Below are 22,612 nucleotides of genomic sequence, written 5' to 3' on the forward strand. Positions count from 1 at the left end.
ACGGGTGTCAGCCCTGCGACAGAGAAGTCAGTCAATCTCCACCGAGAGTGAGGATGACGCCAGGGCGGCCCGGGCGCGGCCGCCGAGAAGGAGATGATCGAGATGGCGTTACAGCCATGGCCGAACGTCAGCCGCGGCGACAAGGCGCACCCGGTGCCGAGCCTGCAGTACCACCTACGGGCTCGCGGGCACACCGTGGTCGTGGACGGCGACTTCGGGCCCCAGACGGAGGCCGCGGTACGGGCGTTCCAGAACGACAAGCACCTCGCCGTGGACGGCATCGTCGGCCCGCAGACCTGGCAGGCGCTGGTGACCACCGTGCGCCGTGGCGACCAGGGTGACGCGGTGCGGTCGGTGCAGGAGGAGTTCCAGTTCCGCAACGAGTCCGGCGACCCGGACAACGCCCCGCTCGTGGACGGCGACTTCGGTCCCAAGACCGAGAGAGCGGTCCGGAACTGGCAGCAGTTCCTGCAGGACCACGACGAGCCGGCCATGCTCGTCGACGGCATCGTCGGCCGGATGACATGGCAGTCGCTGATCAGCGGCATGTATGCCGGCTGATCCACGCCGACGTCAGTGCCATGTTCCGTCGTCGCGGACTCGGTGCGTGCGCCGGCCGAGGACGAGAGTCTCCAGCGCCTCCACGTACGAGTCCGCGACGAACCACTCCCCCGCCTGGTCGAGGTCGAAGACCCGGCCCCGCTCGTCGATCGCGAGAACAGACTCGCGACCGACCCGGCCGAGTGGGTAGAGCCGTGCCCCGATGACCTGGCTGAACTCATGAAGCAGGTCGGCGGTGTGCGCGGCGATCTCGGATTCGATCCGGAAGAAGCGGATGCGCTGCTCGAGGCCGGGACCCCGGCGTGTCATGACCAGTGAGCCGGTCTGCCCGAACGCCTCGAACACTGCCGGGAACTCCCGGTGACGGAACTCCCGGCCCTTGATCTTGTTGACGTCCTCCACCATGGGCTCGGCCATCCCCACGTTGATCCGGTACGGATTCCGTGGCCGCCAGCCGCCGTTGAGCAGCTCCGAGGCCAGAACGTCGGAGAACCGGGACGGGTCGGGGTTGGGCTTCTGCGGCGCCGCATTGGGGTAGAGCACTCCGGTCTCCCCCCAGGGCAGGAGCGCCAACCGAGTGAGGACGTAGACGCAGGTCTCACACGGGTCGCTCGGTTCACCGGCGAGCGGGTCACCCGGCGATTGGATCTGGAACGTCTCGAAGGGCGACTCGCTCAGGATCTGCTGAGCTTCGTCCAGCGTCAGCGGAGGAAGCCCTCGCAGGCCTCGTCTGCGGTCCACGTCGTGCAGCGCGTCGGAGCAGGCGATCAGCTCGGCATGCCGCTCGCAACCACGCACGGTCTCCTGCGGCGTCTGCTCGGCCAGCCGCTCCAGCACCAGCGGGTGGTGGTTGAGTTTCTGGTCACCCTTCGCGCCGCGGGCTATGTAGACCCGGCCCTCGACGGTGGCATGAGCGGCCACGCTCGGGGCGACCTTGCGCCGGGCCTCCCGGCGCAACTGAAGTTCGGGATCGGCGGTCTTCGGAGGGTCGACGACCTCCCCCCGCTTCTCGTGGTACTGCCGTCGCAGGGTCTCGAACGGCCAGTTCGGCCACGTCGACACCCGCCCGGTCTCCCGGTCGATCACCCGCACGCCGGTGCCCAGCTCGGACGGCGAGAACAGCCGTCGCACCGTGGCGGTCCGCACGGCGAATCCGAGATCGAACTCCTCGATGGTGGCCCGGTGCTCCCGGCCCTTGGCCAGGGACTCGGCACGCGCCCAGGCCGCCGTGATCGCTTCGGCGTCGGTACGGGTGATCATTGGTTCCTCCTGCCGAGGGTGGGCGTCACCAGGTGCCGTCGTCGCGGATCCGGGCGGCCGGAAGGCCCGTGATCAGCGCGACCAGCGCCTGGTCGAGGGTCTCGGCGATGAACCACTCACCGCCCTGGTCCAGGGAGAAGACGCGGCCCCGCTCGTCGATCGCGAGCACCGCCTCGGTGAACCCCTCCCGGCCCAGCGGGAACATCCGCGCGCCGACGACGGCGCCGAGCTCGTGCAGCGGGTCGGCCAGGTGCATCAGTCCGCCGCTGCCGAGCTGGAACCAGCGCACACGCTGGGCGGCGCCCGGCCCGTTGCGGCTCGGCGTGACCTCGTAGAACTCTGCGAACGCGGCCTCCGCCGCCGGGAACCGCCGCACCGCGAACTCCCCGCCCCGGCTGAGCTCGATCCGCTCCACCGCGCCCGCGCCCCACCGTGCCCGCCGCTCCCGGTCGCTGCCCCAGCCCGCGGCGGCGAGTTCCCACGCCACCTCCGCGGGGAAACGGCCGGGCTGCGGGTCCGTTCCGGAGGACACCCGCTGAACCTTCGGGTGGGCCAGGTCGCGGTCCGTGACGGCCGCGAGATCGAGGAGTACGCCGGAGCAGGTGACGCAGGGCGTGGCCGGCCGGCCGGCGAGCGGGTCACCGCTCTCCCTGATGTGAAAGGTCTCGAACCGGCCCTGGGCCAGGAGGACCCGTGCCTGCTCATCGGTGATCGGAGCGTCGCGCGCCTTGTCGGCCTCGTAGAGCACGTCCGAGACGACCAGCAGCTCCGCGTGCCGCTCGGCGCCGCGGACCGTGTGCTCCGGCGGGATCGCCGCGAGCCGCCGCGCGATCAGCGGATGATGGCGCACCTCCTGGTCGCCCTTGGCGCCGCGGGCCCGGAACAGCCGGCCGCCGAGCGTGAGATGGGCGGCCACCGAAGGGCTCACCCGCCGGTGAGCCTCACGCCGCAGCTCGGCCATCGGGTCGGAGGTCTGATGCGTCCCGACGGCGGTGTCGCGCCGCTCGGTGTAACGCGGGTCGAGCTCGGCGGACGGCGCGGGTGGCCAGTGCGAGAGCCGGCCGGTCTCCCGGTCGATGACGGTGGTCACGTCCGCGCCCGGCTCGGTGCGCACGCCCGGCGGCAGCATCATCGACACCGCGAAACCGAGAGCCAGCTCCTCGACGAACGGCCTGCACGTGTAGCCGCGCCGGATCGACTGACGATGAGCCCAGCCGGTGGCGATGTGCTCCGCCTCGGTCCGCGTGATCATCTTGGCCGCCCCTTCGGTCCCCCGGATGCGAGCTTAGAGCTATCGGGCATCGTCACTCGGCGGCGGGCCTTCATGCCGACCGCCGGCTGGTAGGTTGCTCCGGTCAGATCGCGAGTCCTCGGGGAGACCACCGTGAGCAGACAGGCCGACCGCGACGCGAACCACGCTCTTCGCGGCCGTTTCGACGACGTGGTGTCGCAGTACCAGCGCCTGCGCCTGGGCATGGACGACATCCAGGAGCGTCTGTCCACGATGGCCGTGACGGCCGAGTCGCCGGACGGCCATGTCCGCGCGACCGTCGGCGCCCGCGGTCAGCTGATCGATCTGCGACTCGACCGCGAGATCTACCGGCGCGGCGACCCCGACGAGCTGTCCCGCGTCATCCTGCGCACCGTCGAGCAGGCCGTGGCGAAGACGACCGGTCAGGTGCAGGAGATCGTCGGTGAATACCTTCCGCCGGGAACCGCGGCGGCCGGGTTCATGCGCGACGGAAACCTCGGCAACCTGCTCGCCCGCCAGGACCGGATCATGCGGGAGGCGGGCGACGGCGATGACCGGTGAGCTCTACCTCGACCCACAACGCGCCGCCGCCGCCGGGCAGGACCTCTCCCAGGCCGGTACGCAACTGGTCGGCCTCAGCAACAGCACCGTCGCCGCGATCGCCGCGGCGAGCCAGGACCAGCCGTGGGGCCGGGACGAGATCGGCGCCGCGTTCCAGAAGAACTACGGGCCGATGCTCCAGAAGTTCACCGAGGCGTTCGGCAAGGTCGCCGGCTACGTCGAGGGCCTCGGCGACGCCGCGGTGAAGTCCGTCGAGGACAACACCGCCGCCGACGCCCGCGCGGCCGGGACCGTGACGAAGTCGTACCGGGCCTGATGCATGACCATTCTGCCGAGCCCGATCCCGCACCCCCTCGACTTCTCGCCCTGGGACCTTCCCGGCTGGGTCTACGAAGGCCTCGAATGGGTCGTCGGCTTCGACTGGCCGGAAGGCAACGAGAAGGCGACATGGGATCTCGCTGACCAGTGGTACGACCTGGTCAACGCGATGGCCGCGCCCCGGGAGGACGCCGCCGAGGCAGCGGGGCGGTTCATCACCGCCTACGGCGGCGGCGGCACCACCATCGACGCCTTCATCGCCGCCTGGAAGGCGGTGGCCGACAGTGACGAGGCCCCGCTCAACGCGCTGCTCGACTTCGCCACCGAGATGGGCAAGGTCGTCGAGGAGTGTGGCGCCGACATCGAGGCCGCCAAGCTGGAGGCCTGGATCGAGCTGGGCATCTTCGTCGTCGAGTTGATCGGCCTGTCGATCACCGTCGCGCTCACGCTGGGCGCCGCCTCCCCCGCGGCCGCCGGCATCGTCGCCGCGACGCGGATGGCGATCCAGCAGATCTTCAAGCGGCTCGTCGCGCAGTTGTCCCGGAAGGCCATGAAGGAGGCCCTCAAGGACGCCGGCAAGCGCGTCGCCAGCGACGTCTTCACCAAGAAGGGCCTGGCGAACCTCGGCAAGCAGGCCCTGAAGGAGGGCCGGAGCGAGGCCCGCGAGGAGTTTCTGACCAACCTCGGCATCCAGAGTTACCAGACCGCGGTCGGTCACACCGACGGCATCAACCTCGGTGATCTCGGCATGTCCACCCTCGCCGGGGCGGCCGGCGGCGTCTCCGCGCACGGCGCCAGCATCGGCGCCGGCCAGAAGAGCGGCCTCCTCCGCGGCGCCGCGGCGGAGGTGTTCGGCGAGTTGGGTGGCTCGGCCGTCACCGGCGACCTCCCGGGGTTCGAGGAACTCGCCAAGGCCGGCACCTCCGGCGCCGCCGGAGCGGCGGTCGGCAACACCCGCCAGTCCTTCCAGGACATGGGCGCCGGCCTCGACGGCGACCTCAGTCTCAACGGCCTGCCGTCGGCGTCGTCGTCGTCGTCGAATTCCACCTCATCGGGTACGGACGTCCGGTCCGCTTTCCCTGGCCTCTCCCCCGGCGACGGCTCGTCCGGCGGCGTCGCCACGAGCAACGGTGGGTCTTCCGACGGCGGATCCTCGGGAAACGGGTCCTCGAACGGTTCCTCCGACGGCGGGTCCGCCGGCAGCGGGTTCTCGAACGGCTCGTCCTCGACGTCGTCGCCCGTCGTGACCTCGTCGGTCTCGTCATCGGCGGACTCGTCGTCGCCCGTGTCGTCGTCGCCCGTGTCGTCGTCGCCCGTCTCGTCCACGTTCGTCTCGTCCCCGGCGGCCGACACGTCCGTGACGACCGTGACCCCGTCCCCCGCCGGTCACGTCGCCGACACCGCGTCTGCCGTGACCGGCCAGTCCACCACGCCCACGCCGTCCGAGACGGTCCAGGCGCCGTCCACCGGCACGCGTCCGACGGACGTCACGACGCCGGCTCCCAGCGGCGTCACCCTGTCATCGGTCGCACCGCCGGTCGACGCTCCGGCACACACCGGCGCCAACACCGGCGGACCGGCCTCGTCACCGGTGTCCACCTCGGTCAACCCGTCGCCGGCCGGCAACACGGCAGCCGGCTCGCCGGTGGCCTTCGCCCCGAACACGGGCACCACCGGCCCGGTCGGCACGCCGTCGGTCACCGTGCCGTCGGTCACCGCACCCGCGGTCGGCTCGCCCTCGGTCGGCTCGCCCAGCCCGAACGTGTCGCTCGCCGGAAGCGGCCCGGCGACCATGAGCGCGCCCGGCCTCACCAGCCCGTCCACGAGCGGCGTTTCGCCCACCGGGCCTTCACCGGGTGTCACGTCTCCCCAGAGCCTGGACACCGGCGGCACCCGCGCCAACGGTCCGGCGATCTCCACGACGGCGAGCCCGGCACCCACCGGCCCGGCGCCCACCAGCGCCACCTCGCCCGCCGGCACACCGGCGACAGCCTCGCCCGGGAGACCGGAAGTCACGGTCCCGGCACAGCCGAACCCGGTCACGCCGGGTGGCCAGACCAACCCGCCGGCCTCCGCGCCGTCGCAGCCGGGACCGACGGACCAGCGGCCCGCACCGCCCCATCAGGCCCGAACGGACCCCGGCCGGCCCGATCAGCAGCCGCTGGCCGGCACCGCGCCCATTCCCTTCACGTTGCCGCCACGCTCACCCAAGGACAACGGCGACGAGCTCCAGTACTTCGACCAGTACGGCAAGAACAAGAAGCTGGTACTGGACAGAATCCGCGTCACGACGCTGCAGGACTTGAGCCAGCAGATTTCGGATGCCCGTTTCAAGGAACAACGTGCCAGGCGCAATGTCATCAAGGCCACGCTGACGCTCAACTTCAGCGACCGCGACCTCTTTCGCCGCGAGGTGGCCGATCTCCAGAAGCAGGAGCACGACGCCAGTCAGTATCGCGCGTATCTCCTGGCCGACCCGAGCCACTACCCGCCCGGGCAGCACGCGCTCACGGACCCGCAGGACTTCCTGCGGGCGAACAAAGACGTCGGAGCCCTGTCCGACCTTCCGATCTGGAGCAACGATCAGTCGGCGCTGACCGGCGGCGGCAATCCGCCGAACTCCCGGACCCGGCGGAAGTACCAGCAATGGGGTGGTCTGCGGGAACCGCTCCGGGTGCACCAGGCCGACCTCGAGCGGGCGGTCCCCCGGGATCAGAACCTCGTGCCGGTGCGCACTCCGGACCCCCGTGCGCCCTGGCTGGGGCTCATGAACGACGGCGGGTCGGCCGCGGATCCGACCCGTGGCGTCAACTGCCTCGACTGTTCACTGTCGTTCTACGAGACCTATCTCCACGGCCGGCCGACGGTGGCCGCCCCGCGCACCGTCGACACCTACGGCGTCGGTGAGATCGACCAGCACGTCGGCGAGTTCGACGGTCACTTCCGGGCGGAACTGGCGACCGGCAGCGGTTTCACCGAGGTCACCCCGTCGGTCGCACACAAGTCCCCCGCCGACGCGAAAGCCGACATCGACCAGGCGTTCGTGCGGATCGCCACCACCCTCCTGCAAGGCGGCCACGGTTCGACGGCCATCATCATCAACCAGTGGGAGGGCGGCGGCTGGCACGCGTGGAACGCCGTCAACCACCACGGCACCCTGCTCTTCCTCGATCCGCAGAGCGGCGAGTACTCCGACGCGACGAACTTCACCGGCGGCGGGCCGGGCCAGCACCGGACCCTCTACGGCCACGCCGGAACGCCCCACGGATCCAATGTCGTCACCGTCAACGCGCTCATGGTCGACGGCCAGGGCAATCCGATGGCGGTCCCGAACACCCCGCCCGCGCCGCTGTTCAGCGGGCGGACCAACCCGCCCCCGCCGCCGCTGGCCTACCAGCGACAGCAGGCGATGCTCCAGCAGCAGGCGAACCACCAGACGGCCGTAACCACCCAGCCGAGTCCGGCACCCCCGGTCACCCCGGCACCGCCGCCCGCACCGCCGATCAACCCGGCACCGCCGCCCGCACCGCCGATCAACCCGGCACCGCCGCCCGGGCCACCGGTCAACACTCAGCCGTCGCCGGGACCGCACGTCAATCCTCAGCCTCCGGCTCCTGGGCCGCAGGTCACGCCACTGCAGGCGCAGACGCCGGTGCCACCTGCTCCGCAGCCTCAGACCCCGTCGCCGTCGACGTCGCCGTCGCCGAGTGTTCAGCAGCCGTCGACGGCCGAGCCCACGATTCAGCAGTCGACCGCTGATAACGGGCTCTCGGAGGCCGAGCCCGGGAATGACAGCTCTGCCCGTACACCGGAATCGCAGACCTCGCGCCCGGCGGACCCGGCACCGTCGCGCCCCGCGCTGGATCTTCTGGCCGTGCTGGATCCCGAATCGATGAACGCCCCGCGCGATGGCGACCCGCTCGCGGCGCTGGACCCGGCGAACGACGTCAGCCTCGCGGTGACGACTCAGACGCCCGCGCCTCAACCGGAAGCCTCCCCGGACACCGCGGAGATGCGGGACGCGGCGGAGCAGCGGGCTCGGGAGGACTACCGGTACGAGACCGCCCGCGCCCGGCAGGACTTCGACGACGCCCACCGGCAGCGCCTGGCGCGGGATCTGCGGCAGCAGGCCGACGCCAGACGCGATCAGGTCGACCGCCTGAGCGAGGCTCTGCGGGCCGCCGACGCGCGCGGCGATGAGGCGGCAGCCGACCGGTATGCCGCGGATCGCCGCCAGGCGGAGAGCGAGGCGGAGCACCTCAAGGATCGTGCCGCCGCCGTCGAGCAGGGCGGTTCGACCGGCGACGTCGAGCTGACCGGCGACGACTGGGAGCGGGTCAACGAGAGCAGCAGCGAACTCGCGCCCGGCCCGGTGGAGACCGGTGACCGTTCCGCACTCACCGGAGACGACGGTCCCCGGCCGGTCGACACCAGCCGCCGCTACCACCAGCGCGGTGGCCTGCGGCCGCCGCTGCTGATCCACCAGACCGACCTGGAACGCGCCATGCCGCGTGACCCGGACGGAAACGTGACCCGGCAGGCCGATCCACGTGACGGCCGCTGGTTCGGCCTGATGAACGACGGCGGCCCCGAGGCCGACCCGACCCGGTCGCTCAACTGCGGCGACACGGTGCTGTCCCTCTTCGACACGTACATGCACGGCCGCCCGAGGGTGTCCGCGCCGCGAACGTTCGACGGCTACAGCGACGGCGAGCCGACCCGCCCGACCGGCGCCGAACAGGGCGTCTCCGCGCGCATCGAGTCGACGACCGGCGGCCGGTTCGAGGGCCTCAGCGACGTGAGCGGGCTCGACCCGCAGGACGCGCGTGCCGAGATGCGGCTGGCGGAGAGCCGGATCCGCAACCATCTGCTCGGTCTGGGTCACGGTTCGTTCGCCTTCATCACGACGCAGGACCAGGCCGGGCGCACGCACGCCTTCGCCGCGGTCAACCAGAACGGCACCGTCCTCTACCTGGACCCGCAGACCCGCGCTGTCAGCGCCAACGTGCCTATGCACACCCACTCGGGCACCGGCGCCCCGTCTGATGTGGTCCGGATGGACGCGCTCACCGTCGACGGCCAGGCCCGCCACCGCCCCCTGACCGCCGGTTACACCCCGCTGATCACCGCCGACCCCGCCGGCGATCCGGATCCGGGGACTGGCTACCTGCCTGAGGGATACAGTTCGTCCCCAGCGCTAAAGCATGACCCTTATCACCCGGATACCGTCACCGTTCGGCACGACCGCCATATGGAACTGTATGGCCCGTCGATCCAAGACAGGGCAGCCGCGTTGGGGTACACGACCCGGATTCCCGCCCAGCGTGCGCCGTTCAATTCGCATGGGCAGGTTGTATTCTCGGACGGTAGAAGTTACATCACGCCGGATGTTGACGGTCATAATGTCTCGAGCGGCTGGAAAAAGTTCAACCGTAAAGGCCAGCGGATTGGAACCTACGATGCAGAACTCAACTACATCAAGGAGTGACGGGTTCGCTATTCAGGTCGTCCCAGTCGGATCGTCGGCTGAGCCTCACGCTGTCGCCCGCGAAGCCATTGGCTCGATTACCATCGGCCCCTTCAGCGAGTCCTTTCCCATTAGCCTGAATTTCTGGGCTGTCGAGGATTACGTTGCAAGCTGGAAGCACGCGCTCGCGGCCCTCGAAGAGTCAGCGGACTCCACGGTGTGCCTGGTGGCTTCAATGGTGGATCCACAGGATGGAAATTTCGTCAACTGCTGGCCAGTTTATCGTAGCGGCGATATCGTCCGCGTGCAGAATTCCATCATTTTCTTCGAGGACCTGACTGAGACATTCGACCCAGGTACGCCATGGCTCTCCGTCGCCGCGCATAGCGTCATAGACGAAGACGGGAATAGAATCTCTGAGTGGAGCACCACCATGTCAGAAATTCGACGTTTTCGAGACCATGGCGCGTACTTCGCCGATGCGAGCGGCACTTATTCAGGTTAGTGCCGGACGGCCGTGAGGTGGGCGAGCCGATGACGCCTGCGGGACAGCGCCTCGAGTGGCTCGGTTACGAGGATTGCACGGCCCTGGCAGCTCATGCTTGAGGCTCCGGACGTGCCGGCGTGAATGGGCCCCGCTGCAGGGCTCAGCGGGGGCACAGCGAGCAGGGGTGACGATGCGGGTATGACGTCGTTGACGGAACGTCCCGCGGCTCTGCTCGTCGCGGTGTCGCGGCCCTGGTTCTGGCCGGTCTCGTGGGTGCCGGCCTATCTGGGAACCGTTCTCGCCGGGCACGCCTGGCTGCCGGACCGCGTCGACGCCGGGCGGGCCCTGGTGGCTCTGCTCGTGCTCGGGCCGCTCGTGTGGGGGGCGGTGCTCGCGCAGAACGACCTGCATGACCTGCGCAGTGACCGGGCCAACCCGCGTAAGGCGACAGCTCCGCTGGTGACGGGGGCGGTGTCGGCCGGGCGGCTGCGCCGGTGGTACTGGGCTCTGGCGGGCGCCGCGGTGGGGGCCGCGTTCTTCGTGGGGCCGCTCTTCGTGCCGGGTGTGGCCGGCGTGCTTCTCCTGGGCTGGGCCTACAGCGTGCCGCCGCTGCGGTTGAAGACCCGGCCGGGCTGGGACGTCGCGGTCAACGCGCTCGTGGTGGGGCTGGTGTCGCCGGCGGCGGGGTGGGCGATCACCCGGAGTCCGTGGGACTTCCCGTGGCAGGTGGGGGTGATCGGGGTGCTGTTCGCGGCGGCGCTGTACGTGCCGACGACGGTCACGGATCTGGCGGCGGACACGGGTGCGGGCGACACCACGTTCGCGGTGCGGTTCGGGGCGCGGTTCGCGTACCGGCTCGGGCTTGTGCTCTGGGGTTCGGCGTTGGCGGTGTCGCTGCTCTTCGCCGTGCTGGACGTGGTGATTCCGCGGTCGACGCTGGGGCCGCAACTGGTGATGGCGCCGGTGTTGTTCGCCGCGTACGCGGCGCTCACCCGGCGGCCGACGATCCCGCGGATGGCGGTCGTCTCGGTTCTGTTCGGGATTCCGACGGCCGGCTTCGCGGCCGCCTACATCGGATAGCGGGGGTACGGACGATGCGAGTTCTGATCATCGCGGTCGGCAGCCGGGGCGACGTCGCGCCGTACACCGGTCTGGGTGTGCGGTTGCAGCGGGAGGGGCATCGGGTCACGCTCGCCACCCATGCCCTCTTCGAGGAGTCGGTCGTCAGCCGCGGCCTCGGATTTCACGGTCTGCCGCTCGACACGCGGGAGGAGATGGCCTCCCGGCTCGCGGCGGGCGGCGCCGGGGGCGGCGATGGGCTGCGGGTGACGCTGGCGGTCAACCGGATCGTGGCCGAGCACGCGCGCGCCTTGGGTGAGGCGATCGTCGCGGCGGCACGGCAGGCCGATGTGCTGCTGCTGACTCCGGCCGGCTGGATCGGCGGGCATGTGGCGGAAGGGCTGGGGCTGCCGAGCATGGGCGTCTACCTGCAGCCGATGACCCCGACCCGGGAGTTTGCGCCGGCCACGGTGACCACCCGGTCGCTGGGCGGCTGGGCCAACCGCTGGACTGCCTCGGCGCTGCTGGCCGCGGGCCAGCGGCCGTTCCGTGCGGCCGTCGGTGAGCTGCGGCACGGCCTCGGTCTGCCGCCGGTGAAGCCGGGCGCGTGGCTGGCGGGGCTGCGGGCGACGCGATGGCCGATCTGTTACGGCTACAGCCCGGCGGTGGTGCCGCAGCCCGCGGACTGGCCGGAGTGGAATCACACCGTCGGATACTGGTGGCCGGCGACCGACCAGGATTTCCGGCCCGCGCCGGAGCTGGCCGACTTCATCGCGGCCGGGCCCCCGCCGGTCTATATCGGTTTCGGCAGCATGCCGGCCGCCGACCGGGAGGCGCTCTCCGCGCTGATCGTCGCGGCGGTGCGGCGCAGCGGCTTGCGGGCGGTGGTGAGCAGCGGCTGGGCCGGACTGGCTCCGGCCGGGGACGACGTGCTGACGGTGTCGGAGGTGCCGCACGACTGGCTGTTCCCGCGGATGGCCGCGGTCGTGCACCACGCCGGCGCCGGAACCACCGGGGCGGGGCTGCGGGCCGGGGTGCCGGCGGTTCCGGTGCCGTTCATGGTGGACCAGCCGTTCTGGGCCGGGCGGCTCGAACGGCTCGGTGTCACGCCGGGAGCGATCCCGTTCCGGTCGCTCAGCGGCGACCGGCTGGCCGCCGCGCTCACCGAGGCCACCGGTGATCCGCGTTATCGGGAACGGGCCACGGCCGTCGCCGGGCGGCTCGCCACGGAGGACGGCGCCGCCGGTGTGCTGACCGTGCTGGAGAAGATCGCCCGAGGCTGAGCGACCGCAGGAGCGAACCGGCACGCGCGGGCCGCACGGTGAGGCGGCGGGAACGGACCACACGGCGAGGCGGCACGAGCGGGCCGAACGGCGAGGCCGCACGGGCGCACCGCACCGCCGAGGCGGCACGGCCAGGCACGAGCGGTTTCGCGGCGGCTGTCCGGGCGTCAGGGGGCCGGGCGGCGCGACGCTATCCGCAGGTCGGCCTCGATGGCCGCCGTGGCGGCGAGCAGTGGCGGCAGGAGCCGGTCGCGGATGTCGTCGACGGTGGCCCGGGCGGCGTGCACCGAGACGTTGACGGCGCCGATGACCTCGCCCGCCCGGTTGCGGATGGGGGCGGCGATCGCCCGCAGCCCTTCCTCCAGTTCCTGGTCGACGACGGCGAAACCCTGCAGACGGACCTGGCCGAGTTCGGCGCGGAGCGCGGCGGGGGTGCGGAGGGTCCGCTCGGTGAGCGGTTCGAGCCTCACCCGGGCGAGGTATGCCTCGAGGTCGGCCTCGGGGAGGCCGGCGAGCATCACCCGGCCCATGGACGTGGCGTACGCCGGGAATCGGGTGCCCACGTTGATCGCGACCCGCATGATCCTACTTGTCGGGACACGGGCGACATAGACGATGTCGTCACCGTCGAGAACCGACATGGACGAGGACTCCCGCACCTCGGCCACGAGACGCTCCAGGTGTGCTTCGGCGACCTCGGGCAGCGAGAGGCTCGACAGGTACGAGTAGCCGAGTTCCAGCACTCGCGGGGCCAGCGAGAACAGCCGGCCGTCGGTGTGCACGTACCCGAGATCGGTGAGGGTGAGAAGGAATCGCCGGGCGGCCGCCCGGGGCAGGCCACAGGCGCGGGCCACGTCACTGAGCGTGAGTTGGGGATGCCGGGCATCGAAGGCGCGGATGACCGCGAGCCCCCGCTCCAGAGATTGAACGTAGTACGGTTCGCGCGGCATCAGATGATCGACACGGATCGTTGACGTGACACGGGGCACATCCTAGCGTTCTTGATGAGAACTCACGTTCGCCATGCGCACACTTTTCGAAGGAGTAAATATGCGGCGTCTCCTCGCCGGCCTGACCGCAGCCGTGCTCGCCGGCTCCCTGGCGGCATGCGGCAGCTCCGCCGACTCGGGCGGCGAATCGGCCGACGGCGGTGTCGACAAGGTCAAGGTCGGCGTCATCCCGATCGTCGACGTGGCCCCGATCTACCTCGGCCAGCAGAAGGGATTCTTCTCCCGCCGCAACATCGAGCTCACTCTCGAAGCCGGTCAGGGCGGTGCCGCGATCGTCCCGGGCGTGGTGCAGAACCAGACCCAGTTCGGCTTCAGCAACGTCACCTCGCTGATGATCGCCCAGACCAAGAACGTGCCGATCAAGGTGGTGGCGGCGGGCGTCGCCTCGACCGGTGAGGCCGGCAAGGACTTCGGCGCGGTCGTCGTGAAGGCGGACAGCCCGGTCAAGACCGCCAAGGACCTGGTCGGCAAGAAGGTCTCGGTGAACACGCTGAAGAACATCGGCGACACCGTCACCCGTGAGTCGGTGCGCAAGGACGGCGGCGACCCGGCGGCGCTGAACTTCGTCGAGATGCCGTTCCCGAACATGCCGGCCGCGCTCGCCGACGGCCAGGTCGACGCCGCCTGGGTGGTCGAGCCGCAGCTCTCCACGATCAAGGCCGCCGGTGGCCGGGAGGTCGCCTCGACCTATGTGGACGCCGCGCCGAACCTCACGGTGGCCGCCTACTTCACCTCGCAGAAGCTGATCGCCGACGACCCCGGCCTGGTCAAGCGGTTCACCGAGGCGGTGAACGAGTCGCTGGCCTACGCCGACTCCCACCCGGACGAGGTGCGCGCGATCCTGAGCTCCTACACCAAGATCGACGAGAAGCTGCGCGCGTCGCTGGTCCTGCCGAAGTGGCCGACCCAGATCAACGAGACCTCCGTGCGGACCCTGGCCGAGCTGGGCGCCAAGGACGGCATCTTCACCGGAACCCCGGACCTGGAGAAGCTCCTCCCGTGACAACGGCTCGCCGTGCCGACCCGGCCCGGGCCGGCAACCCCGCACTGCTCGGGGTCGCCGGCCTGGCCGGGTTGCTTCTCGTCATCGAGCTGGCGCCACGCCTCGGGCTGGTCGACGAGCGGCACCTGCCGCCGGCCAGCCGGATCGCGGCCGCCCTGGCCAGGGAGGCGGTCAGCTCCGCGTTCTGGGTGGCGCTGTCCGACACCCTGATCGCCTGGGCGCTCGGGCTGGCCATCGCGGTCGGCGCCGGAGTGCTGGCCGGTCTCGTGATCGGCTCGGTGCCCGTGTTACGAGCCCTGACCGCGTCGACGGTCGAGTTCCTGCGGCCCATCCCGTCGGTGGCGCTGATCCCGCTCGCGGTGCTGCTCTACGGCAGCAGCATCGGCTCCACCCTGCTGCTGGTCTGCTACGCCGCGTTCTGGCAGGTTCTGGTCCAGGTGCTGTACGGCGTCGCGGACGTGGACCCGGTCGCCTTCGAGACCGCGCGCAGCTTCCGGTTCTCCGTGTGGGCACGGATCCGGCACGTGCTCTGGCCGACCGCCCTGCCGTACGTGTTCACCGGCGTCCGGCTCGCCGCGTCGGTGGCCCTGATCCTGGCGATCACGGCCGAACTGGTGATCGGCTCGCCCGGCCTGGGCAACCAGATCGCGGTCGCGCAGGCATCCGCGGCCGTGCCCACCATGTACGCCCTGGTCGTCGTCACCGGCCTGCTCGGCGTGCTGATCAACCTGCTGGCCCGGACCGGCGAGCGCCGCCTGCTCGCCTGGCACCAGTCGGTCCGGGGCGAGGTGGCCCTCTGATGGCCGTACTCAAGAAGACCGTTGTCGCCGTCGCTCTTCCGGCCGTCCTGTTCGCCGGGTGGTATGTGCTCAGCGCGGGCAGCCAGAACTTCTACTCGCCGCCACTGAGGACGATCCTCGTCGCCTTCGGCGACACCTGGAGCGTCGAGCGGCTGACGGCCGACGTGGCGCCCAGCCTGCTGCGGCTGTTCGCCGGTTACCTGCTGGCCGCCGTGATCGGTGTCGCCGCGGGCGTGGCCATCGGCCTGAGCCGGCGGCTGCGCGCCGCGGTGGAGCCGGTCCTGGAGTTCTTCCGGGCCATCCCGCCGCCCGTGCTCGTACCCGTGATCATGCTCTTCGCCGGGATCGGCGACGGCATGAAGGTGATCGTGATCGTGTTCGGATGCGTGTGGCCGATCCTGCTCAACACGGTCGAGGGCGTCCGCGCGGTGGACGCCGTGGTGCTGGAGACCGCCCGCTCCTACGGCGTGACCGGCACGGCCCGGATCACACGCGTGGTGCTGCCGTCGGCGAGCCCGCAGATCGCGGCCGGACTGCGCCAGGCGCTGTCCATTGCGATCATCCTGATGGTGATCAGCGAGATGTTCGCCGCCAGCAACGGCCTCGGCTTCACCATCGTGCAGTTCCAGCGCAGCTTCGCGATCCCCGAGATGTGGAGCGGGATCCTCCTGCTCGGCCTGCTCGGCTTCGTGCTGTCGCTGCTTTTCCGGCTCGCTGAGCGGCGGGCGTTGCGGTGGTACGAGGGCCTGCGCGCGGCGCAGCGGCAGAGCTGAGGAGGAGCGTCGATGCTCGAAGTGAAAGGGCTGCGCAAGGTCTACCGGTCCGGCAGCCGGGAGGTGGAGGCACTGCGCGACCTCACGTTCACTGTGGACAACGGCGAGCTGGTCTGCCTGGTCGGCCCGTCCGGCTGCGGCAAGACGACGCTGCTGCGCTGCGTCGCCGGACTGCTCGACCCGACGTCGGGTGACGTCCGGGTCGACGGGAAAGCGGTCGACGGGCCGCCGCCGGGCATGGCGGTGGTCTTCCAGGAGTACGGGCGCAGCCTGTTCCCCTGGATGAGCGTGCGCGACAACGTGGAGCTGCCGCTCAAGCAGAAGAAGGTGCCGAAGCAGCGCCGCGGCGAGCTGATCGAGCAGGCGCTGGACGCGGTCGGCCTGACCGGGACCGAGTCGGCGTATCCGTGGCAGCTCTCGGGCGGCATGCAGCAGCGGGTGGCGATCGCCCGCGCGGTCGCCTACGAGCCGCGGACGCTGCTCATGGACGAGCCGTTCGCGGCGGTCGACGCGCAGACCCGCGCCGACCTGGAGGATCTGGTCCGGCGGCTCTGGAAACGGCTGAAGGTGACGATCCTGTTCGTGACCCACGACATCGACGAGTCGGTCTACCTCGGACAGCGGGTGGTGATGCTGTCGTCGTCGCCGACCGTGGTGCAGGACGAGCTGGTCATCGACCTGCCGGCCGAACGGGACCAGCTCACCACCCGGGCCGACCCGCGGTTCATCGAGTTGCGGACCCGGGTCTACGAGCAGATCCAGACGGCCAAGAAGAACGCCGGAAAATAGCGGGTTCCGGGCATCCGTACACGATGCCCGGGCTCTTCCATCAGTGAAAGCATCAGCGAAAGTAGGTATCGATTGGTATGAACGCCTGAGGGCTCACCGGTGCGATGCTCGCCACGACGGATCCCCTCAGTAGACGGAGGACCACCCCGTGCGTTTTCTCCCGATCATCGGTGTGGCGGGGCTGATCGCCACCGGCCTCGCCGTCGCCACCCCGGCACAGGCCGCGGCGGCGCCGGACATCCCGGTCGCCAACGTGAAAGCCCACCTCAGCCAGTTCCAGAGCATCGCGACCGCCAACGGCGGCAACCGCGCCCACGGCCGGCCCGGCTATCTGGCCTCGGTCACCTACGTCAAGAACCTGCTGGACGCGGCCGGGTTCACGACCACGCAGCAGTCGTTCACCTACAACGGGGCGACCGGCTACAACCTCATCGCGGACTGGCCGGGCGGCGACACCTCCGACACGCTGATGATCGGCGGGCACCTGGACAGCGTCGCCTCCGGGCCCGGCATCAACGACAACGGCTCCGGCTCGGCGGGCATCCTCGAGGTCGCGCTGCAGGTCTCCCGCTCGAACTTCCAGCCCGACCGGCACCTGCGGTTCGCCTGGTGGGGCGCCGAGGAACTGGGGCTCCGGGGTTCGAGGGCCTACGTCAACTCGCTCTCCGCCGCCCAGAAGGCGGCCATCACCGGCTACCTCAACTTCGACATGATCGGCTCGCCGAACCCGGGGTACTTCCTCTACGACGGCGACGACTCCGACGGCACCGGTTCCGGCCCCGGCCCCACCGGATCGGCGCAGATCGAGTCGACGCTGGCCGCGTACTTCACCTCGATCGGCGTGCCGACTCGCGGGACCGACTTCGACGGCCGCAGCGACTACGGCCCGTTCATCGCCGCCGGCATCCCGGCGGGCGGCATCTTCACCGGCGCCGAGGGCACCAAGACGTCCGCTCAGGTCCAGCTCTGGGGTGGTACGACCAGCCGCTTCGACCCCTGTTACCACGCCTCGTGCGACACCATCACCAACATCAACGACACCGCGCTGGACCGCAACAGCGACGCGATCGCGTACGCGGTGTGGACCCTCGCCGACGGCACCACCACGCCGCCCGGCACCCCGGTCTGGTCCGACGACCTGGAGACCGCGACCGGCTGGACCGCCGGCGCCGCCGACACCGCCACCGCCGGCCGCTTCGAGCGCGGCGACCCGGCCGCCACCAGCAGCTCCGGCGTCACCACCCAGCTCGGCACCGCCGCCGGCGGCACCTACGCCCTGGTGACCGGCGCCACGGCCGGGGCCAGCGCGGGCGCCAACGACCTCGACGGCGGGATCAGCACCATCACCTCCCCGGCGATCACACTGCCCACCGGCACGCTGACGCTGAACCTGTCCTGGTACCTGGCCCACCTCAACAACGCGACCAGCGCCGACTACTTGCGGGTGCGCGTGGTGTCCGGGACCACGCCGGCGACGGTGCTCACCCAGAGCGCGTCGGCCGCCAACAAGGCGGCGGTCTGGACGACCGCGACGGCGAACCTCTCGGCGTACGCCGGGCAGACGATCCGCCTGCAGGTGGAGGCGGCCGACGCCGGGACCGCGTCGCTCGTCGAGGCGGCCGTGGACAACCTGGTGATCACCCGCTCCTGAGCTCCGCCGGCGTTCCTGCCTGGTCTTCCCGCCCGCCGATCAGCCCCGGCGGGCGGGAACCCGCCTCGTCCCGCACCGGGACGAGGCGTCGTGGGTTTCCGGGCGGGCTTCCCAGGCCCTCGGGGAGAAGCTTTCCAGGAGCGGGCTCTCAGGGCCGCGCTCGCCGGGCCGAACTGTTCAGGCGGAACTGCTCAGGCGGAACTCCTCAGGATTGGGCTTCTCCCGCCGATCGTGGACCGTTGCCCTCGACCCGGCCAGAGAAGGAGCATCGCTCATGACGCAGCCCGCCGGATGGTATGCCGATCCGAGCGGATTGCCGGCGCAACGCTGGTGGGACGGCCGGCACTGGACCGACCACATCCAGCCCGGCGGAACGCCGATGCCGCCACCGAACGGCTACTTCCCGCCGATCCCACCGAGCGGTCCCGCGGCGCCCGGCCCGCACACGGTCGCTCCGGACAACCCGGAGACCACGCAGTTGTACGCGACACAGCCGGCCGGCCAGCAGCACGGCGGACTGCCCGTCCTGCCGGAGTCCCCGCCGGCCGCCGCGGCGCCGCACCCCGAGGTGCCGACGGTCCCGTACACGATGCAGCCGGTCGACGCGGTCTCGCGGCAGCTCGGATTCACGGCGGCGCAGATCCCCGCGGCTCCTGCGGAGACGCCACCGCCGGCGGCTCCCGGCTGGCGGCGGACGGCCGGGCCGGCCGCGCTGGCCCTGATCGCCGCGATCGTGCTGGCCTTGGTGGCGATCATCCTGCTCGGATGATCACCACGGTCCAGGCGGCGGCAGTGTTCCGAGAGCGTTTCGATAGCGGCGTCCGCCATCCTGGTGCCACGCCGGACGGGTTCCACGCCCCAAGCCAGGACCCCGTCCGGCCCGAACTCCGTCTCAGTCGCCGGTGAGGTCTTTACGGACCGACCAGAGAGCCACCGGGAGCACCGCCGCCGTCCAGGCGAGCAGGACCAGCAGGCCCTTCATGCTGCCGCCGGCGGCCAGCATGAACGAGGCGAACGGCAGTCCGATCGCGCCCCGGTTGATGATGCCCTCGGCCAGCAGCAGCCACCCGAGCGCGCCGGCGACCAGCCACAGCGGCCGCCGGACGACGGTCGTGCACAGCACGCCGAACACCGACATCACGGGTGCTACCAGCACCGTCGAGCGGTACTGCACCACGTCGCCCTCCAGCAGCACCGCCACGCCGCTGATCGCCACCAGCAGTGTGCCCATGAGCGCCGTCACCAGGCACTGCGCGACGAGCACCCGCCAGCGGTGCGGCTTGGCCAGGAACAGCAGCAGCGAGGTCCGATGCTGATAGTGCTGCGAGATCACCGTCACGGCGATGCCGAAGGCGCCGACCCCCGCGAACAGAGACCAGACGTCCTCGCTGAACCAGCCGAACAGGGCGGCCAGGAAGGAGAAGCCGATCAGGGCCAGCCACGACGACAGGATGGTCACGCCGCGGTACAACTCGCTTCGTACGACGGCGATCATCGGGCCTCCGCCACGCTCATGAAGACGTCCTCCAGGTGCTGGGCCTCGGCCACCAGCTCGTACACCGGAACCTGGATCTCGCACGCGATGTCGCCGGCCTGCTCGGACGTCAGCCCGGAGACGAACATGACGTCGCCGTCCGGCAGGACGGTGGCGCCGGCCTTCTCGTACGCCTCCGCCAGCCGCCCCTGGTCGGCGGCGCGCACCCGCAGCCGCGCCGTGCCCTGCAGCTCGGCCAGCGGCCCGGACGCCAGGATTCGGCCCGCACCGATGATCACCACGTCGTCGACCACCTGCTCCAGTTCGGCGAGCAGGTGACTGGAGATCAGCACGGTCCCGCCGCCCGCGGCGTGGTGCCGTAACAGCTCGCGCAGCCAGGCCATGCCCGGCGGGTCCAGGCCGTTCGCCGGCTCGTCGAGAACCAGCACGGACGGCTCGCCGAGCAACGCGGTCGCCACCGCCAGACGCTGCCGCATGCCGAGCGAGTAGTCGCCGGTCCGCTTGGTCGCGGCGTCCTCCAGGCCGACGAACTCCAGCAGCTCACCGACCCGGTTCTTGCTCAGGCCGCCGAGCAGGGCCTGGGTGGCGAGGTGCGCGTACCCCGATTGGCCCGGATGGCAGAGGCCCTGCTCAAGGACCGCGCCGACGTGCCGCAGCGGCTGGTCCAGGTCGCGGTAACGCTTCCCGTCGACCAGCGCGGAACCGCGGGTCGGCCGGGTGAGCCCGAGCAGGATGCGCAGCGTGGTGCTCTTGCCCGAGCCGTTGAGCCCGAGCAGGCCGGTGACCCGGCCGGGAGCCGCGGTGAACGTCACGTCACGTACGGCATCCACCCTCCCGTAGGTCTTCGTCAGATCCCGGATCTCGATCATGGCGGCGATTCTCCCGGTCGCTGTCAAGCCCCGGATAGGCCAGGTCATACCCCGGAGCCCCTGCGCCGCCCCGCGAACACGCCTGAGCTACGGCTCGCCCACCCAGCCGTACCCCAGAGGTCCTACGCCGCGCCGGGGACACGCCTGAGCTACGGCTCGGGGTGTTCGCACGCCGTTCAGACGACCAGGGACAGGGGTGCCGGATCGGATGCCGCCGAATGGGAGGGCGCCGATCAGTTCGACGGGCGCCGGTCCCGGGTATGTGACCGTCCGAAGTGACCGGTCGAGGTCCGAAGTGACCGGTCGAGGTCCGAAGTGACCGGTCGAGGTCCGAAGTGACCGGTCGAGGTCCGAAGTGACCGGTCGAGGTCCGAAGTGACCGATCACGGATAGAAGGCTGCGCGGCGGCCCGAGAGCCGCTAGCGTGGCGCACCACGCTTTGTCGGCGCTTCACGGCCCTCCTCACGGAAGGACGTCATGTCCGGAAACGGTCCCTCGGCGCACCGCGCCGCCGGTTCGGCGCAGCGCAACCGGCTCATCGCGGTCGGCGCTGGGCTGCTCCTGGCGCTGATCCTGCTCTTCTCGCTGTTGGCGCTCTGCACCAATCGGGGCGGCGACGACACGCCGACCGCGGGGCCCGCGAGCAGCGTGCAGGTGTCGACCGGCGCCGTCTCACCCGGCGTGTCGGGACCCGGCGGGACGTCTCCGCGTGGGGTGGAGCCGGGCACGACCACGTCCGGAGATGCCGGGGCCGGGCCGTCGGGCGGCGGGTCGGCGACCGTCGCTCCGCCTGGGGCGGGCGCCCCGGCCACGACCGAGCCGACCGGCGATGCCGAGGCCACCGCCGATCCGGAACGGTCGCCGACACCGTCCGGCGGCGTCGACACGGGTGGTGGCAGCCTGGTGCCCGGGCGCCGGCTCGCGCTGCTGGTGACGGGCGTGTTCCTGCTGCTGGCGGCAGCGGCCGCGGGGGCGTACGCCCTCCGCCGCCCCCTGCACCACCGCTGACCGCGACATGCCGGAAACCGGTGACCGCCGCCCAGTGGCCCCCGCCCCGGGCCAGGACCGGCCAGCGAACCGCCACCACCCTTTCGCCGCACACCCCGCCAGCCACGACCGGCCAGCTAACCGCGACCACCGGCCCACTGCCGACATCGCCGGCCGCAGCCGGACGGCGAGCCGTGATCGGCCCCTCGCCGCGCACACCGTGGGCCGCGGCCGGGTGGCGGGCCGTGACCGTGTGGCGGTGACCGTGCGGCTTCCCCCGGTCCGGGATCGCCGTGCCGCGGCGCTCGCCGCGGTGCTGGCGGTCCTCGGTGGCCTGACCGTCGTCCTCGGCCTGCGGACCGAGGACGCCGCCCCGCCTCCCCTCGCCCTGGTGGACACCTCTGCGGCGGAGACGCCCGCGCCCCCGGCGACAGCCGCTCCACCACCGAAGACTCCGCCGTCGGCGGACGCGGCGCCGGCAATTTCGGCGCCGGGGAGTCCGGCGCCGACCGGGATGGCGAAGTCGGTGCCGGTGCGGCTGGAGATTCCGGCGATCGGCGTGGACGCCGAAGTCATGTCGCTGGGGCTGCAAGCCGACGGGACCCTGCAGGTGCCGCCGCTGCGCGGCGACGCGCCGGCCGGCTGGTACCGGCATTCGCCGACGCCGGGCGAGGTGGGCGCGTCGGTGCTGGCCGGGCACGTGGATTCGGCGCGGGACGGGCCCGCGGTCTTCTACCGGTTGCGGGAGGTGCGGCCGGGCGACCCCATCGCGGTACGCCGTACCGATGGCACCGTGGCCCGGTTCTTGGTGACCAGGGTCGCGTCCTACCCGAAGCGGGACTTCCCGAGCCAGGAGGTGTACGCCGCGGTGGACCGCCCGGCACTCCGGTTGATCACCTGTGGCGGGGTCTTCGACCGCGGTGAGGGAAGCTACCGAAGCAACGTCGTGGTGTTCGCGGAAGGGGTTACGTAACCGGTTCCGACCGG

Annotated in this window: 20 protein-coding genes; 15 read left to right on the forward strand and 5 right to left on the reverse strand. The window is 71.2% G+C overall.

Annotated elements, in window-relative coordinates; genetic code table 11:
• The first annotated feature begins 102 nt into the window (after positions 1-102).
• The gene (locus tag QLQ12_RS00395) at positions 103-561 is read left to right on the forward strand and encodes a peptidoglycan-binding domain-containing protein (protein ID WP_282756250.1); all 459 of its coding nucleotides are present in this window, start codon (positions 103-105) and stop codon (positions 559-561) included.
• Positions 562-573: 12 nt separating this feature from the next.
• Here QLQ12_RS00395 and QLQ12_RS00400 read toward each other — a convergent pair whose 3' ends face one another.
• Positions 574-1,821 (reverse strand): SUKH-3 domain-containing protein, encoded by a 1,248-nt coding sequence (locus tag QLQ12_RS00400; protein ID WP_282756252.1) that lies wholly within the window; start codon positions 1,819-1,821, stop codon positions 574-576.
• Between the two features lie 25 nt (positions 1,822-1,846).
• On the reverse strand, positions 1,847-3,073 hold the full coding sequence (locus tag QLQ12_RS00405; protein WP_282756254.1) for an SUKH-3 domain-containing protein: 1,227 nt from the start codon (positions 3,071-3,073) through the stop codon (positions 1,847-1,849).
• Positions 3,074-3,205: 132 nt separating this feature from the next.
• On the opposite strand from QLQ12_RS00405, the gene QLQ12_RS00410 reads away from it, so the two are divergent.
• The 6 genes from QLQ12_RS00410 (at position 3,206) to QLQ12_RS00435 (ending at position 12,248) form a co-directional block, all read left to right on the forward strand.
• The gene (locus tag QLQ12_RS00410; protein WP_282756256.1) at positions 3,206-3,634 is read left to right on the forward strand and encodes a YbaB/EbfC family nucleoid-associated protein; all 429 of its coding nucleotides are present in this window, start codon (positions 3,206-3,208) and stop codon (positions 3,632-3,634) included.
• Positions 3,624-3,950 carry a hypothetical protein gene (locus QLQ12_RS00415; protein ID WP_282756258.1) on the forward strand — a complete coding sequence of 109 codons (327 nt, stop codon included), beginning with the start codon at positions 3,624-3,626 and terminating at the stop codon, positions 3,948-3,950. Before QLQ12_RS00410 ends, QLQ12_RS00415 begins: the two co-directional genes overlap by 11 nt.
• Positions 3,951-3,953: 3 nt before the next feature.
• The gene (locus QLQ12_RS00420; protein WP_282756260.1) at positions 3,954-9,440 is read left to right on the forward strand and encodes a toxin glutamine deamidase domain-containing protein; all 5,487 of its coding nucleotides are present in this window, start codon (positions 3,954-3,956) and stop codon (positions 9,438-9,440) included.
• On the forward strand, positions 9,412-9,924 hold the full coding sequence (locus QLQ12_RS00425) for a hypothetical protein (RefSeq protein WP_282756262.1): 513 nt from the start codon (positions 9,412-9,414) through the stop codon (positions 9,922-9,924). The genes QLQ12_RS00420 and QLQ12_RS00425 overlap by 29 nt, the downstream gene beginning before the upstream one ends.
• A 180-nt stretch (positions 9,925-10,104) precedes the next feature.
• Positions 10,105-10,986, forward strand: a complete 882-nt coding sequence (locus tag QLQ12_RS00430; RefSeq protein ID WP_282756264.1) for a UbiA prenyltransferase family protein — start codon at positions 10,105-10,107, stop codon at positions 10,984-10,986.
• 14 nt (positions 10,987-11,000) lie between these two features.
• On the forward strand, positions 11,001-12,248 hold the full coding sequence (locus QLQ12_RS00435) for a glycosyltransferase (RefSeq protein WP_282756265.1): 1,248 nt from the start codon (positions 11,001-11,003) through the stop codon (positions 12,246-12,248).
• 167 nt (positions 12,249-12,415) lie between these two features.
• Here the strand turns inward: QLQ12_RS00435 and QLQ12_RS00440 are convergent, their stop codons facing one another.
• On the reverse strand, positions 12,416-13,198 hold the full coding sequence (locus QLQ12_RS00440; protein ID WP_282756266.1) for an IclR family transcriptional regulator domain-containing protein: 783 nt from the start codon (positions 13,196-13,198) through the stop codon (positions 12,416-12,418).
• A gap of 100 nt (positions 13,199-13,298) precedes the next feature.
• Here QLQ12_RS00440 and QLQ12_RS00445 point away from each other — a divergent pair, with 100 nt between their 5' ends.
• From QLQ12_RS00445 to QLQ12_RS00470, 6 genes are all read left to right on the forward strand, one after another.
• The gene (locus tag QLQ12_RS00445) at positions 13,299-14,261 is read left to right on the forward strand and encodes an ABC transporter substrate-binding protein (protein ID WP_282756268.1); all 963 of its coding nucleotides are present in this window, start codon (positions 13,299-13,301) and stop codon (positions 14,259-14,261) included.
• The gene (locus tag QLQ12_RS00450) at positions 14,258-15,061 is read left to right on the forward strand and encodes an ABC transporter permease (protein ID WP_282756270.1); all 804 of its coding nucleotides are present in this window, start codon (positions 14,258-14,260) and stop codon (positions 15,059-15,061) included. The genes QLQ12_RS00445 and QLQ12_RS00450 overlap by 4 nt, the downstream gene beginning before the upstream one ends.
• Positions 15,061-15,834: an ABC transporter permease gene (locus QLQ12_RS00455; RefSeq protein ID WP_282756272.1), complete on the forward strand. Its 774-nt coding sequence runs from the start codon at positions 15,061-15,063 to the stop codon at positions 15,832-15,834. Before QLQ12_RS00450 ends, QLQ12_RS00455 begins: the two co-directional genes overlap by 1 nt.
• Before the next feature lie 12 nt (positions 15,835-15,846).
• Positions 15,847-16,623 (forward strand): ABC transporter ATP-binding protein, encoded by a 777-nt coding sequence (locus tag QLQ12_RS00460; RefSeq protein WP_282756274.1) that lies wholly within the window; start codon positions 15,847-15,849, stop codon positions 16,621-16,623.
• A gap of 148 nt (positions 16,624-16,771) precedes the next feature.
• Positions 16,772-18,274: a M20/M25/M40 family metallo-hydrolase gene (locus QLQ12_RS00465; protein ID WP_407651384.1), complete on the forward strand. Its 1,503-nt coding sequence runs from the start codon at positions 16,772-16,774 to the stop codon at positions 18,272-18,274.
• Between the two features lie 274 nt (positions 18,275-18,548).
• Positions 18,549-19,043 carry a DUF2510 domain-containing protein gene (locus QLQ12_RS00470; RefSeq protein WP_282756276.1) on the forward strand — a complete coding sequence of 165 codons (495 nt, stop codon included), beginning with the start codon at positions 18,549-18,551 and terminating at the stop codon, positions 19,041-19,043.
• 123 nt (positions 19,044-19,166) lie between these two features.
• Here QLQ12_RS00470 and QLQ12_RS00475 read toward each other — a convergent pair whose 3' ends face one another.
• Positions 19,167-19,769, reverse strand: a complete 603-nt coding sequence (locus QLQ12_RS00475) for a hypothetical protein (RefSeq protein ID WP_282756277.1) — start codon at positions 19,767-19,769, stop codon at positions 19,167-19,169.
• On the reverse strand, positions 19,766-20,638 hold the full coding sequence (locus tag QLQ12_RS00480; protein ID WP_282756279.1) for an ABC transporter ATP-binding protein: 873 nt from the start codon (positions 20,636-20,638) through the stop codon (positions 19,766-19,768). Before QLQ12_RS00480 ends, QLQ12_RS00475 begins: the two co-directional genes overlap by 4 nt.
• Before the next feature lie 477 nt (positions 20,639-21,115).
• Between QLQ12_RS00480 and QLQ12_RS00485 the strand changes: the two genes are divergently transcribed.
• Both QLQ12_RS00485 and QLQ12_RS00490 read left to right on the forward strand, forming a co-directional pair.
• Positions 21,116-21,646: a hypothetical protein gene (locus QLQ12_RS00485; protein ID WP_282756280.1), complete on the forward strand. Its 531-nt coding sequence runs from the start codon at positions 21,116-21,118 to the stop codon at positions 21,644-21,646.
• 238 nt (positions 21,647-21,884) lie between these two features.
• Positions 21,885-22,598, forward strand: a complete 714-nt coding sequence (locus QLQ12_RS00490; protein WP_282756282.1) for a class F sortase — start codon at positions 21,885-21,887, stop codon at positions 22,596-22,598.
• Positions 22,599-22,612 lie beyond the last annotated feature (14 nt).

The organism is Actinoplanes sandaracinus (assembly GCF_030009775.1).
Taxonomy (GTDB): Bacteria; Actinomycetota; Actinomycetes; order Mycobacteriales; family Micromonosporaceae; genus Actinoplanes; species Actinoplanes sandaracinus.